Annotated in this window: 17 protein-coding genes and 1 pseudogene; 3 read left to right on the plus strand and 15 right to left on the minus strand. The window is 45.9% G+C overall.

Annotated elements, in window-relative coordinates:
* Positions 1 to 15 precede the first annotated feature (15 nt).
* From H5336_RS10520 to H5336_RS10555, 8 genes and pseudogenes are all read right to left on the minus strand, one after another.
* Positions 16 to 744, minus strand: a pseudogene (locus H5336_RS10520) (transposase); the annotation flags it as partial.
* Positions 745 to 764: 20 nt separating this feature from the next.
* Entirely contained in the window at positions 765 to 1,121 is a 357-nt protein-coding gene (gene tnpB / locus H5336_RS10525) for an IS66 family insertion sequence element accessory protein TnpB (protein WP_185231015.1), read from the minus strand.
* Positions 1,118 to 1,405, minus strand: a complete 288-nt coding sequence (gene tnpA, locus H5336_RS10530) for an IS66 family insertion sequence element accessory protein TnpA (protein WP_185231017.1) — start codon at positions 1,403 to 1,405, stop codon at positions 1,118 to 1,120. The genes tnpB and tnpA overlap by 4 nt, the downstream gene beginning before the upstream one ends.
* A gap of 33 nt (positions 1,406 to 1,438) precedes the next feature.
* Positions 1,439 to 1,609, minus strand: a complete 171-nt coding sequence (locus H5336_RS10535) for a hypothetical protein (protein WP_185233964.1) — start codon at positions 1,607 to 1,609, stop codon at positions 1,439 to 1,441.
* Positions 1,610 to 2,281: 672 nt separating this feature from the next.
* Positions 2,282 to 2,815: a hypothetical protein gene (locus tag H5336_RS10540; RefSeq protein WP_185233966.1), complete on the minus strand. Its 534-nt coding sequence runs from the start codon at positions 2,813 to 2,815 to the stop codon at positions 2,282 to 2,284.
* A 113-nt stretch (positions 2,816 to 2,928) separates the two neighbouring features.
* Entirely contained in the window at positions 2,929 to 3,501 is a 573-nt protein-coding gene (locus H5336_RS10545; protein WP_185233968.1) for a hypothetical protein, read from the minus strand.
* A gap of 447 nt (positions 3,502 to 3,948) precedes the next feature.
* The gene (glmS, locus tag H5336_RS10550; RefSeq protein WP_185233970.1) at positions 3,949 to 5,781 is read right to left on the minus strand and encodes a glutamine--fructose-6-phosphate transaminase (isomerizing); all 1,833 of its coding nucleotides are present in this window, start codon (positions 5,779 to 5,781) and stop codon (positions 3,949 to 3,951) included.
* Positions 5,782 to 5,978: 197 nt separating this feature from the next.
* Positions 5,979 to 6,755, minus strand: coding sequence for a DeoR/GlpR family DNA-binding transcription regulator (locus H5336_RS10555; RefSeq protein WP_185233972.1), 777 nt, complete (start codon positions 6,753 to 6,755; stop codon positions 5,979 to 5,981).
* Positions 6,756 to 6,950: 195 nt separating this feature from the next.
* Between H5336_RS10555 and H5336_RS10560 the strand changes: the two genes are divergently transcribed.
* Entirely contained in the window at positions 6,951 to 8,222 is a 1,272-nt protein-coding gene (locus H5336_RS10560) for an NAD(P)/FAD-dependent oxidoreductase (protein WP_185233974.1), read from the plus strand.
* 44 nt (positions 8,223 to 8,266) lie between these two features.
* On the opposite strand, the gene H5336_RS10565 is transcribed toward H5336_RS10560, so the two are convergent.
* From H5336_RS10565 to H5336_RS10575, 3 genes are all read right to left on the minus strand, one after another.
* The gene (locus tag H5336_RS10565; RefSeq protein ID WP_185233976.1) at positions 8,267 to 8,638 is read right to left on the minus strand and encodes a hypothetical protein; all 372 of its coding nucleotides are present in this window, start codon (positions 8,636 to 8,638) and stop codon (positions 8,267 to 8,269) included.
* A gap of 679 nt (positions 8,639 to 9,317) precedes the next feature.
* On the minus strand, positions 9,318 to 10,607 hold the full coding sequence (locus tag H5336_RS10570) for a GGDEF domain-containing protein (protein ID WP_185233978.1): 1,290 nt from the start codon (positions 10,605 to 10,607) through the stop codon (positions 9,318 to 9,320).
* A 628-nt stretch (positions 10,608 to 11,235) separates the two neighbouring features.
* Positions 11,236 to 12,120 carry a LysR family transcriptional regulator gene (locus H5336_RS10575; protein WP_185233980.1) on the minus strand — a complete coding sequence of 295 codons (885 nt, stop codon included), beginning with the start codon at positions 12,118 to 12,120 and terminating at the stop codon, positions 11,236 to 11,238.
* 116 nt (positions 12,121 to 12,236) lie between these two features.
* On the opposite strand from H5336_RS10575, the gene H5336_RS10580 reads away from it, so the two are divergent.
* Together H5336_RS10580 and H5336_RS10585 are read left to right on the plus strand one after the other, a co-directional pair.
* Positions 12,237 to 12,935 carry a pirin family protein gene (locus H5336_RS10580; protein ID WP_185233982.1) on the plus strand — a complete coding sequence of 233 codons (699 nt, stop codon included), beginning with the start codon at positions 12,237 to 12,239 and terminating at the stop codon, positions 12,933 to 12,935.
* 14 nt (positions 12,936 to 12,949) lie between these two features.
* A complete protein-coding gene (locus H5336_RS10585; RefSeq protein ID WP_185233984.1) occupies positions 12,950 to 13,519 on the plus strand; it encodes an NADPH-dependent FMN reductase in 570 nt (189 codons plus the stop codon).
* A gap of 566 nt (positions 13,520 to 14,085) precedes the next feature.
* On the opposite strand, the gene H5336_RS10590 is transcribed toward H5336_RS10585, so the two are convergent.
* From H5336_RS10590 to H5336_RS10605, 4 genes are all read right to left on the minus strand, one after another.
* Positions 14,086 to 14,439: a hypothetical protein gene (locus H5336_RS10590; protein ID WP_185233986.1), complete on the minus strand. Its 354-nt coding sequence runs from the start codon at positions 14,437 to 14,439 to the stop codon at positions 14,086 to 14,088.
* Positions 14,440 to 14,604: 165 nt separating this feature from the next.
* Positions 14,605 to 14,844, minus strand: coding sequence for a hypothetical protein (locus H5336_RS10595; protein WP_185233987.1), 240 nt, complete (start codon positions 14,842 to 14,844; stop codon positions 14,605 to 14,607).
* A gap of 13 nt (positions 14,845 to 14,857) precedes the next feature.
* Positions 14,858 to 15,388, minus strand: a complete 531-nt coding sequence (locus tag H5336_RS10600; RefSeq protein ID WP_185233989.1) for a TFIIB-type zinc ribbon-containing protein — start codon at positions 15,386 to 15,388, stop codon at positions 14,858 to 14,860.
* A gap of 147 nt (positions 15,389 to 15,535) precedes the next feature.
* The gene (locus H5336_RS10605; RefSeq protein ID WP_185233992.1) at positions 15,536 to 16,231 is read right to left on the minus strand and encodes a hypothetical protein; all 696 of its coding nucleotides are present in this window, start codon (positions 16,229 to 16,231) and stop codon (positions 15,536 to 15,538) included.

Genomic DNA, 16,231 nt, shown 5'->3' on the forward strand with positions numbered 1-16,231 from the left:
TAATGGGCGCTTACCCAATACCTGTAGTGTGGTTTCATCCATGTGGATGTACGGTGGCTTGTGGAGGTAATCAATTAACAGGTTGATAAGGGGCTGTGTCAGCTCACCACACTTCACCATCCAGTTCGCCATATTAGTTCTGTCCAGCTCTATGCCGATTCGTTTGAATATCTCGCTTTGACGGTATAAAGGTAAAGCATCCGCATATTTTTGCACCGCGATGTAAGCGAGTAGACTGGGGCTGGCGATACTTTTTTCGATAGGCTGTTTGGGCTTGCCTGCCGTTACAATGTGATTGTCACAGCAGGGACAGGCATATTTTAGTCGCTTGTGGCGAACCACTTTGATTTTAGCGGGGATGATTTCCAGTTGTTCATGGTCTTCGCTGCCAATGATATTAAGAGTGCTGCCATCGTGAGGGCAGACTTTTTCCGTTTCGGTGATGTCGTGAATGATGTCTTCACGGGGAAGGTTGTCGGGTATAGTAACGCGAGGCTTACGCTTGCGAGTATAACTTTTTACAGTGGTGCTATCGCTTTCGGCGGCCTCAACTTCAACTACACATGCTTCGGCTTCGTTAAATAGGCCTAGCTGATCAGCCGATATTTTTTCACTAGAAGATCCAAAGCGTTTGCTCAGCAGGTGTTTAAGCTGTTCGTTTAATACGGCGATTTGCGTATCGCGCGCGGCAATCTTTTCGCGCAATAAATCATTTTCTTTCTGTAAAGCCGCCGCATATTTCATAGCGGCTATTATACAAAATATTAGGCCACCTCGGTGAATTTTAACTGCTTATGTGGTCTAAATTTAGCAAAGTCAAAACCCCGCAATAACCAATCCCATTGCTCGTAGGTAATTGATGCGGTTGCAAGCGGGTCTTTACTCGGCCACTTAAATTTGTCCTTCTCTAGGCGTTTCTGCCACAGGGCAAAACCCGTACTGTCCCAATAGAGCACTTTGAGCTGACTGCGGTTTCTATTGCAAAACACGAACAACGCCTGGCTGTATACATCCAACTCCATCTCCTCACTCACGATAACCGCTAGGCCATTGATCGCTTTGCGAAAGTCTACTGGGTCGCGGTGCAGGTATATGGGAATCGCATTGGACCACTGGATCATGCGAGGGACTTAATCAATGATACAAAGGAAGGAATAGACATGGCTGGTGGGCAATGAACTTTACAGTTGCCCACTTCGAGGACAAGCCCCTGCCGCGAGTAAAGTTCAGGCTGTACAACCACATGCGCGAACGCACTGTCTTCCTGCGCTTTGAGCTTGGAAAGCTTTAAGTTGAAATATTTTGGATTGAGGTCGTGTTGCTTGCAAAATTCGACTTGCGATAGGCCTGACCGCTCGAATTCTGCGAAAAGTTGGGGCCAGTTGTAGGTGCGGCGCTTGGACATGATAGCCTCCTTAGTAATGGAGACTATAGGTTATTATGTTAATGTCGCGCCTTGTAGGGTGTGGTTGGATTGGCGCTTACGTTTATTGATTTGACCCCAACTTTGTACCAACAAATCCGAATCTAGCAATCCGTATAGATTCTGGAAACGATGATTAGGGTGGGTTTGTGCCTTAAATGCTATGGTATGCAATGCGGTTGTCATAGTTTCTCCAGCCCGACTTGTCCGGACTATGTGTCTGTTACATACCGTGATATTACTGTCAGCCCCCTCGCCATGTGAACGGCTTTCCCGCTCTCAGACTACTATGAGCTGATCCGACTTCCAAGGTGCCATCGATCTGCCTCGCTTTTTACTCAGCGTCACTACCCACTTCCTGCGGGAGCTACTTTGGATCTCTCAAGTTCTCGAAAACATCTCTTTATACATGCCACGGTTTGATAACTCCGCCAACTCGCCACAACCTTGCCAACTAATGGTTGTATTGCATGGGCTTCGGCGGCGTTACAAGCCTAGCCAGTCAGAACAATTTATTATCAGAGCGATACCAACACTTCAGGAACACGCATTCCTTATGGCCTACATAATTCTCTGTCTACGCTTCACACTGGTTGTTCGATTATTTGTTGAAGAAAATAAAATCAGCAACAGGAAAGTATTCGCGATCCATAATCTCCGCACAGTGCGCAAGACTCGATACAGGTGGTTGGCTAGACCTTACCCGACTGGGACTTACACCCAGCAAGATGCTCCAAGCTTAACTTGTCGCACTAACGCCAAGCTCACCTGCAGTTTTTGCGGAGAGCAATTGTGTAAAATGGAGCACCGCGACATACACAATTGAGCGTAGCAAAAAATGTCAGGTGCAGCTTTTTGTTAGGTTTTTTCACTGCAAACCGCACTTAGCTTACGCAAACCTTTAACTGTTTCTAGCTGTAAAACTAGTTTCCCGTTGGTAGTATAGTACTTTACGTTATCACCTTCTTTTAGCCAGAGCTGATGAGATGCAGTTTGCTGTAACTTACTCCCAACTTTAAAGTACGAACCGTTCTTTTGAATGTTGCATTCTTGCCTATAAATCTGTACCACTGGATTGTTTGGATAGTACCAAAACTCCACATACGAAAAAGCTGAACCATCGTTTGACAGATACCCTCCAGAGTACCCGCTCGGATTATACGAGGTAGACCATGCAGGAACTATATTCGGTGCTGGACTAGAGACATAAAAGCCTTCGTATACGTTGAGAACCCATTCATCTTTCCACGGCTTCTCTGACTTTCCCTGCCGAACAATTACCGCACTCCATTTTTTATTCTCTGACTGAACAATAAACTCGTTCCAATCTGGCGGTTGATCTGCATATGAACAGATAGAAAGAACGAGAAATATTAGTACGAATTTTTTCATGCTAGACCTAACGCCCTGCAGCAGCGGCCGAAGTGGAGGTGATTGATTTTGTGCAAGCGTAGCGACCAGCACAAAAACAAACACCGGAACGTAGGTCCGACTGGCTGAGTTTGTTATACAAATGTTGTGAAAGCTGAATACGCACAATACATACCCCATACAAAGAAAACGTACGACAAAAGCCCCAAAATTATGCATAGTATATTAAGGCCAAAACCCCAGGATTGTGCTTTTGGCTTAGCACTGTCATATAGCCATTGACTTATGTATGTGCAACCGGACGTCAAGGTCATAGCTAGCACACCCAAAACAAATGGAAGCAAAACATTTGCAAAAGCGACGACACTGCTGGGCTTTATTTCTGCAAGATGCCCTATAAACGCGAGTAAAGCTACAGACGCCCCTCCATTCATTAGAAAAGATGTACGGATAGCATTTTGACCGGCAGATATTACTGACCTAAACATCTCAATCTTAGAATTGTGTATGTTTTTATTTTGCTCAATCTGCAACTGTAACTCAGCTTTGTATTTTTCAAGCTCAACTTCTGTTGGTGCGTGAGAAGAATCTCCTTCCACGTCCTCTAAATATGCAATCAAATTTTCACATAAAATAGCTTCTGTACCGCTCTCTTTTATACCTTGAATAGTCTCTTTTAGTTGTGAAGCGAATTTTTGAACGCTCATGACTTTCTCTGTTGTGTATAACATTTGTATATAACACTTCCTATATCTAGACATAATGTCCATATATAGCCATAAAAGTACAGATATAGACACAAGATGGCTACATCTAGACACCTTAACCCCAACGAAACCAACCTCGTCAGCCAATCCTCTCTGGATAAGCTCCCCTTCACCTGTTCAGCATAAAGGCTAGAAACAGTAAATAATTGCGCGGGCTCAATTATTGTTCAGTAGCTAGGGTATTGTCAGCAGCCAAACACAGCCTTGGCGCCAAAAACTCACTATTGGCGCAGCTATAACAGAAGCTTTTTTAACGAGAAGATTTTGGCGTTATCGGCACGCATAAAAAAGGCCGCTATTGCCAACCCACTACTGGGTTCGCGCAAGCCGCCTTTTTGTTGACTCCATACGAGCCTAGGGTGTAGTGCTAGTTGTACGCGGCGAAACCTATTCCACCGTTACGCTTTTGGCCAAGTTACGTGGCTGGTCTACGTCTGTACCTTTAATAATGGCTACATAGTAAGAGAGCAATTGCAGCGGTATGGTGTAAAGCACAGGGGCCAACCATTCGTGAATATGCGGTACGTTAATTACGCGCATAGTGTCGTCGCTTTCGAATTTTGCGTTCTCATCGGCAAACACATACAGTATACCGCCGCGTGCGCGCACTTCTTCAACATTGGATTTTAACTTTTCCAATAAGTCGTTATTAGGCGCTACGACAATAATGGGCATTTCGGCGTCGATAAGTGCCAGCGGGCCGTGCTTAAGTTCGCCTGCGGCGTAAGCTTCGGCGTGTATATAGGAAATTTCTTTTAATTTAAGCGCGCCTTCCATTGCAATAGGGTATTGATCCCCACGACCAAGGAATAGTGAGTGGTGTTTATCGGCAAATTCTTCTGCTAGTGCTTCAATGTCTTCCGCGAGGGAAAGCGAATCTTCCAATTTTGCAGGCAGTGATTTTAATGCCTCTGCCATTTCTTTTTGATCGGCTGCACTTAGGCCGTTGTATTTACCTAAGGCAAGTACCAACATCGCCAAACCAACCAATTGGGTGGTAAACGCTTTGGTAGACGCCACACCAATTTCTGCACCCGCGCGGGTCATAAAGGCTAAATCGGATTCGCGTACCAGCGAAGAACCAGCGACATTACAAATGGTTAAACTACCTAGGTAGCCCAGTTCTTTTGCTAAACGCAGCGCCGCAAGGGTATCGGCGGTTTCACCGGATTGCGAAATGGTAATGAGTAAGCTATTCGGTTGTACAAACGATTTTCTGTAACGGAATTCCGATGCAATTTCGACATTACAGCTAACACCCGCTAATTCTTCCAGCCAGTAACGCGCAACCATGCCCGAGTGGTAACTTGTGCCACAGGCAACAATTTGTACGTGCTGTACCTTTTTGAAAAGGTCTGCCGCACCATTGCCGAAGGTTTCGTCTAGAACGGAATCTTCACTTAATCGCCCCTCAAGGGTATTGGTTACACAGTGGGGTTGTTCATGAATTTCTTTCAACATGTAGTGACGGTACTGGCCTTTGTCACCGGCATCGTAGCTTACATTGGATTCGTGAATTTCACGCTCTACCGGGTTGCCATCTTTGTCGAAGATATCGACGGTTTTACGGGTAATTTCGGCTACATCACCTTCTTCCAAAAAGATAAACCGGCGCGTTACGGGCAAAAGCGCTAGCTGGTCGGAGGCTATAAAGTTTTCACCAATGCCCAGGCCAATCACCAGAGGGCTTCCGGAGCGCGCCACTACCGCACGAGAAGCGTCGTCTTTATCGAGAATGACCGTTCCGTAGGCGCCTTCCAGTTGTTTTACGGAGATTTGAACGGCTTTTAGTAAGCTACCGGTATTTTTCAGTTCTTTTTCTACTAGGTGGGCTATTACTTCGGTGTCTGTGTCGGAACTGAAGACATAGCCATCGGCTTTTAATTGCTCACGTAAAGGCGCATGATTTTCAATAATACCGTTGTGTACTACGGCAATTTTTTCGTTGGAAATATGCGGGTGTGCGTTACGCTCACTGGGCTCGCCGTGGGTTGCCCAACGGGTATGAGCAATGCCGGTACCACCGGTAGTGGGGTTTAGCTCTGCGGCATCGGCTAATTCTTTTACTTTGCCCAACCGGCGCAAACGCTGAAGCTCTCCGTCGTTGCCTATGACGGCGACACCCGCCGAATCATAGCCGCGGTATTCGAGGCGACGCAGGCCTTCTATTAAAATATCTACCACGTCTCGTTGCGCTACCGCGCCAACTATTCCACACATAATGCTTTCCTTTTTTAAATTCCCGCCGGTGCGGGAAAGAATGTAAGTATTTTAGATTCCCACCTATGCAGGAATAACCAAGATCAACTTTAGCAACGTGTACTTAACCCTATGTACCGTGGCCGCTTGCATCAAAACAGTTCGGTGAAGACTCAACTCCTGTTCATGCCCGCGGGAATAACACTCGGCAACGGCGGTTAAGTTTTTGCGCACACGACTTTTACGCCCTGCGCCTGTATTTCATGTTTTAAATCGGCCGATAAACCTTCGTCGGTTACCAGCAAATCAATATCTTTCCACACCAGCTCCGAATTGTGGATTTTACGCCCAATTTTTTCTGATTCCACCAGTACGATTACCTCACGCGATACCTCGGCCATAACTCGGCTTAAGCTGTATAACTCGTTATAGGTGGTGGTGCCACGCTTTGGGTCTATACCATCGGCGCCGATGAATAGCTGGTCAAAGTCGTAAGAACGCAGCACCTCTTCTGCCAGCTGGCCTTGAAAAGCTTCCGATTGGGTATCCCAGGTGCCACCGGTCATTAATAGCGTTGGCTCGTTCTCCAGCTCCCGCAGGGCGTTAGCAACATCAAGGGAATTGGTCATTACAACCAGGCCCTGTTTGTGGGCCAATTCCGGCAGTAGGGCAGTGGTGGTTTGGCCAGCATCGATAATAATACGGTAGTGGTCACGAATAAGCCCTGCTGCGGCTTTGGCAATAGCCAGCTTTCGTTTCGAAAGCCTTTCGTTAGCTTCTGGGGGTATATCTACCACCAGTTCTTTCGGTAGCGGTACTGCTCCGCCGTATTTACGCAACAACAAACCACTGGCTTCCAGCGCCGCAAGGTCTTTGCGAATGGTCACCCCAGAGGTGTGATTCTCGGCAGCAAGGGCTTCTACACTGACTTCTCCGTCGGCGCTAAGCCTGTCGAGAATCAGCCGACGGCGCTGTTGGGTGTTACGCTTATTCATAGCTTTTATTAACTTTCAAAACGAAAGCTATTGTATTCATTCGAAACTTCTATGCAAGTAAATTAACATGGGATATTAATCACATCTACCCACTTAATATTGATTTAGAGTTTGCTAATATTAATGTCTCTAGGGTTTTTACTCGTTAACGAGCAATTCAGGCAGTTCAACCATAACTAAAGAGGATCGTGAATCATGGCCACTATAGTGATTATTGGTGCAGGCTTGGGCGGTGTACCCATGGCCTATGAAATGAAAGATTTAGCGCAACCGGAAGACCGGGTGGTAATGGTTAGTGACAAGGACTACTACCACTTTGTGCCTTCCAACCCCTGGGTTGCCGTGGGCTGGCGCAAGCGTGAGGAGATAACGGTAGACCTCGCCAAGCCCATGCATAAGCGAAAAATTGAGCTGGTGATTGCCACCGTAAGCAAGGTTAAGCCTGCGAACAACACCCTGGAATTTGCCGATGGAAGTAGCCTAGAGTACGACCACCTGATTATAGCCACTGGCCCGCGGCTGGCGTTCGATGAGGTTGAGGGCTTAGGGCCAGAGGGTTTTACCAACTCCATATGCCATATAGATCACGCCGAGAAAGCGTGTGACAACTGGATGCAGCTAATAGAGCACCCGGCACCTATTGTAGTGGGCGCCGTGCAGGCGGCTTCCTGCTTTGGGCCGGCGTACGAAATGGCCTTTATTATGGATGCTGATCTCCGCAAGCGAAAAATACGCGATAAAATTCCCATGACTTTTGTCACCCCAGAACCCTTTATTGGCCACCTTGGCCTCGACGGTGTAGGCGACAGTAAAACCATGTTGGAAGCTGAGTTGCGTAAACATCATATTGATTGGATCTGTAACGCCAAGGTCGAAAAGGTGGAAGCAGGGGTAATGCAGGTGATTGAGTGCGACGAGAATGGCGCGGAAATAAAGCGCCATGCGCTGCCGTTCGGCTATTCGATGATGCTACCTGCCTTTACCGGTATAGACGCCGTGCGTGATGTAGAAGGGCTTTCCAACCCGCGCGGGTTTATCCTTATCGACAAACACCAGTGTAACCCTACCCATCGCAATATTTGGGGTATTGGTGTGGCGGTAGCGATTGCGCCCAAAAAACCCACGCCCGTGCCCACAGGCGTACCTAAAACCGGCTTTATGATCGAAAGCATGGTTACCGCAACCGCCCACAATATTCGTGCACGCTTAGACGGCGAAGAAGCCAAAACCGAAGCCACTTGGAACGCCGTGTGTTTGGCCGATATGGGAGATTCTGGCATTGCCTTCGTGGCCATGCCGCAGATACCACCGCGCAATGTAAGCTGGATGAAGTCGGGCAAGTGGGTTCACCTAGCGAAAATTGCCTTCGAAAAATATTTCCTTAGGAAAATTCGCACAGGCGTGAGCGAGCCGGTTTTTGAACGTTGGGTAATGAAGAGTTTGGGTATTACTAAGATAAAAAATTAGCGCTGGCTATTGAGTGGCTTTCGCAATACGGACTTTTGCTAGTGCTATAAAGGTTTTTGAAACACTGGGTGACGAAAGCCATCTCCCACCAACGCCAGCGCAATTACGCCAAAAAGCAGGCTACCCGGTAAAAACAGCTCGAATGCCACTGCCGCCATTAAGCACCACAGCAAAGCCGTTAAAGGTATAACAGCACTTAGCAGCAACCCGTTTTCTGGCCACAGCTCTGCGAGCCAGCCGAAAACCACAAACACCCCCCCTAACAGGGCTAACCAGGGTTCGCCAAATAATGCCGCCAACACTAGGCTGGCAACAAAACCCAACGCCCGCTGCTCAATAAATTTTGCGCCATAACCGTCGACACTCAGTAGCTCCACGCCATATCGTTTCATGTAAGGTAGCTCTTTTTTTGTCATGATGTTTGCCATGTAAGCATTGGTTCATAAATACCACTTAGCAGGCTCTAAACATGTTCTTCGGAGCCTCACAGACTTCGCCAGTTCTTCGTTGAGTTTTTTACTTAACCATTAAAGCGTTTCTCGATCAGAGAAAACCTGAGAAACAGAAAAGCCTTGGAGTTAATCAGAGGCATGCAAGTTCCCTATAGCGGCATCAATACTCTCCACGCTGCCATTTTTTTCCTGAATTATCGCCTATGTGTGATACGCCTATGTGTAACTCAATGTACGCCGGGCATGGCGGTATACATACGCCTCCGAGAACCACCTTTGCAGTCAGGCCGCTTTACTCGCAGCTTCAACGCACCAGTGCCAGCAGAAATTCTTCAACCCTCACGCACCTCAGGTTTAGTCTCGGTCGCGAAAGCGGGAGACGAGCACTTCCAGGGCACGGAAAAACCCCCAACAAACGAAACCTGCGTTAACGGGCATGACTAAAATTTGGCTGTGGAATGCGGCCAATCAATGAAAATGACGACCATGCAGGGATACAGGCAGGTAACATGAATTACTCGGACACCCCCGCTTGCTCGGGTACGACCGTAATTTGAGCCTTAATTGCACTCGCGTAACCCAATCTACTGCAGATCAAAAGGAGGGTAAAGACGACCAATATTTTTAAAAAAACTATACACAGTTACACTCTAGCTACCAGGTAATCCATATTTTGTCGCTCAGCTACGCAACAACAGTTTCTACCCGTTGCTTTCGCCGCATACAATGCTTCATCTACCCGCTTGAACAAATCGGAGAACGACTCTTCTTCAAGCAGGCTGCCTACACCGGCACTTACCGTAACCACCAGCGGGTCTTCAGGCTCAAATTCCGAATGCCCCACCATAATGCGAATTTTTTCGGCCAGTGCCAACGCAAACTCATGGCCGGTAAAGGGTAAAATAATAACGAACTCCTCACCGCCCCAACGGCCAGTATAGTCTCCCTCTCTCACACTCCTGTTAATGGTTTCCGCCACTTGCTTCAAAACCCTATCGCCAGCATCATGACCGCGCCTATCATTTACGCGTTTAAAATGGTCTATATCCAATACAATAAGCGAAAAGGGCGGTTTACCTATGGTCGCTTTTTCTGACGATGCGATCAATGTTGTAACAACTTGATCAATTCCAAAACGATTATAAGACTGTGTAAGAGCATCAACAGTCGACAATTTGCGAAACTTATCGGTTTCTTTAACTAAGTTCTCGTTGTATTCATTCAGCTCCAAAATAACCTTTTCGTCCACTATTTTTTGTTTACGGAATTGGCGTAATTGATTCACCGTATTAACGAAGACGGCTGATAACCAGACACTGATAATAATCAAATACCAGCTTTCACGCGATATCCACTCTCCAACAAATTCTATTTTATTGACCTTGACATCATGATTGCCTACGGTCATGTAATCGGAGAAATCAATACCAAGGGATACAATGTTGTCTAACTCAGCAAACGAGTTAGCCCGACTTATTCCATACTGTAATCGCCACCATTCTGTTACTAAAAACTCATTCATATTCAGAGTTATTTCTTGGGTAATGTCTTTTGTAGACATGAATATGGCATTGTATTTTGTAGTATTGAAATCATTTTTCTTGGAGTACAGCTCGTTATAATTGCGCGCAAAGAATCGAATTTTTGACGCTGAGCCGGTGTATTCGATAGATAAATTAATGTGGTTATAGCGTGAAAGATCCATACCGCCGTTCTGCTCAAACCCGTAGCCCAAATTGTAACTACAGTAATAACTCGGTACTGGAATTCCTGCAGGGTACAGGCATCTAAATTTTCGCTCACTTTCATTGATCCATGAGGCGACAGAACTGCCATCTGGTAATTTAACACCATAAAGATACTGATCTATCCCTGGCGCACCCGTCACCAAGTAACGTTTTTCCGGAAAATAAGGGTAGGCGACAAGCGCCATAACAGTAGCTGCTATGGCAACTAACCTTGATAACCTACGGTTATATATATTCATGCGGCAGACGGAGGAATGTGGCTCATATAGACTAAGTGTAGCTAGCTCAGTAAAATGTGTCTAAAAAATCACAGATTGCCGACCTCAGCCCAACACAAATGCTCTTGGTTTTAGCGAACACTGCAGATTTACCTAAACATACCAGAGCAACCCCGCTGGCACTGATAAGCGCAGAAGTCACAAAGAAAGACCAAAGTACAAGATTGGTAATAAAAACCCACACAAAAAACCTTACCCTGCTTGCACAAAAGTGCCTTCAAGCAGGCTGTTACCGTTAATCAAATGCCAACACGAATACCCTCCGTTAACACATGCTTAAATCGATCACCGACTAGAAGGCCAAAGGTTTTCATGAGGTTAGCGCTATCTGTTTGGAAGAATACACTGGTAACCGCATCTTGCGTAAAGCCGTTTCAACCGCTTACAGGGCGATAGCTCCTGATATTTAACATAGACAGTTAGTGCAACCGTGCCGTCATTCACAGTAATACCTAAACTTCTGATATCGCATAGCGACAACCCACACATACCCCGGTGGCCGATAGCGGTTTTTTTTAAACAATAACTGCCTTTCCTATTCAGCCAAGCTTTCCGCCAAAAATTCAATCAGCAACCTTACCCGGTTGCTCATATGCCTTCGGTTGGGGTAGAGCACGTATACACCGAAATCTGGCTCTTCATATTCCTCCAAAACCGTTACCAACTGCCCAAGCGCAAGCGCTTTATCGACAATAAAGTTGGGTAGCATTGTTATGCCGCAACCGGCGATAGCCGCTTCGCACAATACATCGCCGTTATCGGAATTAAACCGGCCCTCTATGGGTTGATACACAATGTTGCCGTCGATATGGAAGGGCCAGCTTTTACCGTCTTGCACATTGCTGTAAATAAGGCAGTGATGTTGGTACAGGTCGCCGGGCCTCTGAGGGGTGCCCATGCGCTGGAGATATTCAGGGTTTGCGCACACCAGCCGACGACAGTGGGCAATGCGCTTTGAGATTAAACTTGAATCTGACAGGCTGCCAATACGGATGGCGATATCGTAACCTTCGGCAATTAAGTCTATTTTTTTGTCCGACAGAAAGGTTTTGATTTTCACTTCTGGGTAAAGGTTGAGAAATTCTGAGAATATTGGCCCCAGCTTACCCACGGTAAAGCTAAGGGGGGCGCCAATTTTAATTTCACCCACCGCACGCTGGGATTGGCTGCGAATACTTTCTTCCACTTCTTCCAGCTCGTCTAATATGCGCTGCACCTGCTCTAAATAGTTGTAACCCGCTTCCGTAAGGCTTACCCGGCGCGTAGTGCGCTGTAGTAGCAGTATGCCCAAGTGCTCCTCGAGGTCTTTCACTCGCTTACTCACAACGGAAGTCGCCAACTGCATTTGCTGGCCAGCCCTAGCAAAACTACCACCCTTGGCCACCGTAGCGAAGGCCTTCATATTCGCAAGTTTATCCATCTTTAGGGTACCTTTATTCTATTTATTCGAATAGTCCCTTAACAGTTTACCTGATTATTCGCCAAACAGATTAGTTATACAATCTGGGCAACGCGAAAACTCACAGGAGCGTTACCATGATTACCAAGCGCGACCGAAACCTACGTGGCCCAACAGATGCCGGCTGGCTTAAAAGCCTACACACCTTCTCTTTTGGGCAGTACCACGATCCTGATCAGATGGGTTTTGGGCCGTTACGGGTAATTAACGATGACAGGGTAGTACCCTCGGCGGGCTTCCAGACACACCCTCATGCCAATATGGAAATTATTTCCTATGTGCTGTCTGGCGAGCTCTCCCATAAAGATTCCATGGGCAATGGCTCTACTATTAGTCAAGGTGAAGTGCAGTTAATGAGTGCCGGTAGCGGCATAACCCATAGCGAATTCAATGCTTCCGATTCTGAAGAAGTGCATTTTCTGCAAATTTGGATTATTCCCAACTGCGACAATAACCCACCCGAATACCACCAGAAGCGCTTTGCACCGGATGACATGCACAACCAATTTAGACTGGTGGTGTCGCCCAACGCCGAAAATGGCTCTCTGCCCATTAAACAGGATGCCAAATTATCGGTGGGCCACTTTACTGCTGGCCAAACGTTAACCGTGGCGCTGGACCCCAAACGAAAATACTGGGCTCATATTACCCGCGGTGATGTCATGCTGGCGGGTATTCCTGGCCTAGAAGGCGATGGCTTTGGCATTCAGAATAAGCTCGAAGTTGAATTGATCGCCAATCAAGATTCAGAAATTTTGCTGTTTGATCTCCCCTAAAGCGGACCCACAACATGAAACTACTTTTTCTGGCGGGTAGCACTCGCCTTGCTTCCTTGAATAAAACACTTGCGCGTGAAGCCTTTGCTATTGCCGCTGAACTTGGCGCAGAAGCAACCTTTGTTGATCTTCGGGATTTTGCCATGCCCCTGTACGATGGCGATTTGGAAACCAAAAGCAGCCTACCCGAAAAGGCCATTGAGCTGAAAAAACTGTTCGTTGAACACGCGGGTATTTTTATCGCGTCACCGGAATACAACAGCGCCTACAGTGGCGTGCTAAAAAATACTGTCGACTGGATTTCCCGACCCCATTACGAAGGCGAGCCAAGGCTGCAGGCTTTCACTGGAAAGGTGTTTGCCATTAGCGCGGCATCACCCGGCGCGCTAGGTGGCTTACGTGGGCTTGTACCACTGAGAATGCTATTGGGTAACCTTTCTTCTATTGTTATTCCCGAGCAACTTGCATTAACGCATGCGGGTAAAGCCTTTGATGACAACGGAAAACTACTAGACGATTCAACCCACAGCACTTTGGTCAATATTGTAAAACGATTGAAAACCGTTACTGAAAATCAGCAATAGTTCATACCGCGGTCGCGTTTGGAATTTTAAGTATAGAAATTAGTAGTGGATATATCTAAGGCCGCTGCGTGTTGATGCTATACACATGCAACGCATTCCACATAATAATGGTTTGCAACACCAATGCTATAACCATTACGATGTAAGGCGGCCGACTCTCAAACGCGAGCCACGTAAACGTGACCAAAGTTACCAGATAAGCAAGGTAGAACCCAATCCGCAAGCGCGCCTCGCCAACAAAACCGAGTAGAAAATAAAACACTATACTCGCCATCATTGGCCCAAGTGCTGGCTCATTCACAGCCCAACACAGAAGTGCAGCCGGTAAGCCAAGTAAAATGGCGAACCCTCGCACTCCTACAAATTGGTCTAACCCAAGGTTTCGTGTTTCTAATGCCCCACTATATCGTTTGATACACAACGGCCTCCTGCCTATTGTCTATTTTGCAACACCAGCCCAAGGCTTATTGGGTAATAACAGCCTCTATTGGATTAATGGTTTCTTGCAAAGCGGAATCCATCTCGCTTTTTTTACACGGCTAATAATGTTTTTAGTACCCGCTTTTTTATTTTGGTAACATGCATTCAGAGTACCGTTGCATGAGACCCTTCGCTTCTGCATCGGTCTTTATAGAAGCCTCCACATCAGGAAATATTCTTTCCTCACACATTTCACCAAAATTCGTTATCCGCTCAATACACTTTTTTGAACTACTTCCCCAGGTTTTTAGCACTTCGTCATCTTCACAGATAAAATTGATCATTTCCTTTGATGTATCAAGAACCTCTCCCGCGCGTACAGATCCATTAGTGGCTATTTTTTCGGCTATTGAGAGATTACTATTATTAGTGCCCGATACGCGATCCTGATAAATCCAATACCCCGCGCCCAAAACTGCAATTATTATTAAATATTTCATCTGGTTCCTTGTAATGTCGAGTTAACTCATGCCTCGAACGATAATCATCGTTCGCCCATAAGCGCTTATAAAGTGTAAACTGGAACGTTTCAGGCCTAAAACCGTGTATCTATTTGGGTAACAACACCTCTATTAATTGATTTTAGCCCCGAATAGAATCAAAAATCACTTGCCAACAACCACTTCGATGGCATTAATGGTTTCTTGCAAAGCGGAATCCATTTCGCTTTCTTTTACACGGCTAATAATGTTTTTTAGTACCCGCTTTTCATTGTCATCCACTACGCCATCTTTTTCGGCAATGGCATAGAGCTTTTTTAATTCATCGGCATCTATTCGGCCATCGTCAGCGAAACAGTTTATTGAACGAAAAGTAAGTTCGAGGTAATCGCGGCTTTCAGACATGTTTGCTCCCTGTTCAGTCATAAAAATTAATGGTTATAAAGTGTTTTAGTTCCGATTTCTTTGGATGTGCATCCAGCCACTGCTTGAAGCTATCCAGTTTGGCAAAATCTTCTTCGCCGATTAACCTTCGGTAGTGTTCCTTTATACTATTCGCTTGTTTTTGTTTGCGAATATTACGCTGCCAGGCCTCGGTGAATACCGACGAAAGCTTTTCGTGAAGATCCAAATGCTTTACCAGCTCCCACTCACCGGCATCTAACCAAACTTCATCACAGTGGCCGCATAGCTCTAAGTTGTTCTCTGTTGTTGAGCCCAACTTAAATTTGGTCATAATTCTCTGGCATTTTGGGCACTGTTTGGCCCCAGCCACTTCTTCGGCTATATTCGTTACTTGTTTCTCTACATCGTGACTGTGTTCAGACCAGAAGCGATAATTCATAAGCGGCAGCAACACACTATTGCAGCTTGGGCAGCCTGCAACCAAGAGCCCTTTCTCTATTTCCACCGGCTCTAAATCGATGTTGTGGCAGTTACAGCATTTCATAAAATCACCTCAATTAAGCGTATTGTCTTTACGGCTAGCGCTAGAAAAATACTTAGCTATTTTCCATGATAAAGACTAGCCGCACCACACATGATTACTAGAACCTCTGCTGAAAGTTTTAAACGCTAATAGCGACAGCCTGGCCTATTAATCGGCAATTCGATCTCGATCTTTATAGTATTCGTAGCAGAGCCAAAGTGTGGTAACGAAAATACCCAGTGGATAACTATACCCAGCGTAGTTATTGAGCAATATCGTGTAAAACCAATTTTTGTCCATATAACCCAGTGCTGAAATCAAAATCGTAAATGTAAGTATGAGGCTAACAGTATTGGCCGATTTACCGAGCGAAGTAGATTTAATACCAATCACGGCCGCAATCGCTAGGCCCATCATATTAGTAAATAGAAAAATATGTATATCCTTGACTAGCCCACTAAAAGTGTTTTCAAAATGTTCTTTAATAGACGTTTTCCATAAAAATATCCTCCCCATCAACCTGTTTTTTAGAGGATTATCACTTCTCATTTCCACTGGGATTAGCGAAGTTTCCGACGAAGAAAGAGTAACCGCCTCCACGTACCTATGAGGGTTTCTCCTAAACTCTACGATCTCTTCGCTAATTGCTTCTATTTGATAAGTCTCTAGATAAGTTTTTGCCGCTTTCGTAGCGAGAACTTCTTCAGCCAGATTAACCTTCGAATCAATTTCCTTTACTACCTTATTGGTAATTACTTTTCTCGATTTATTCGCAATATCATCAACAGTAAAAAAACTTGATATCAGTGCGACTGCAAAAAGAAAGGAAAAAAGTAATTGGCAGCCGATTAACACATTTTTCAT

Source organism: Teredinibacter franksiae (assembly GCF_014218805.1).
Classification (GTDB): domain Bacteria; phylum Pseudomonadota; class Gammaproteobacteria; order Pseudomonadales; family Cellvibrionaceae; genus Teredinibacter; species Teredinibacter franksiae.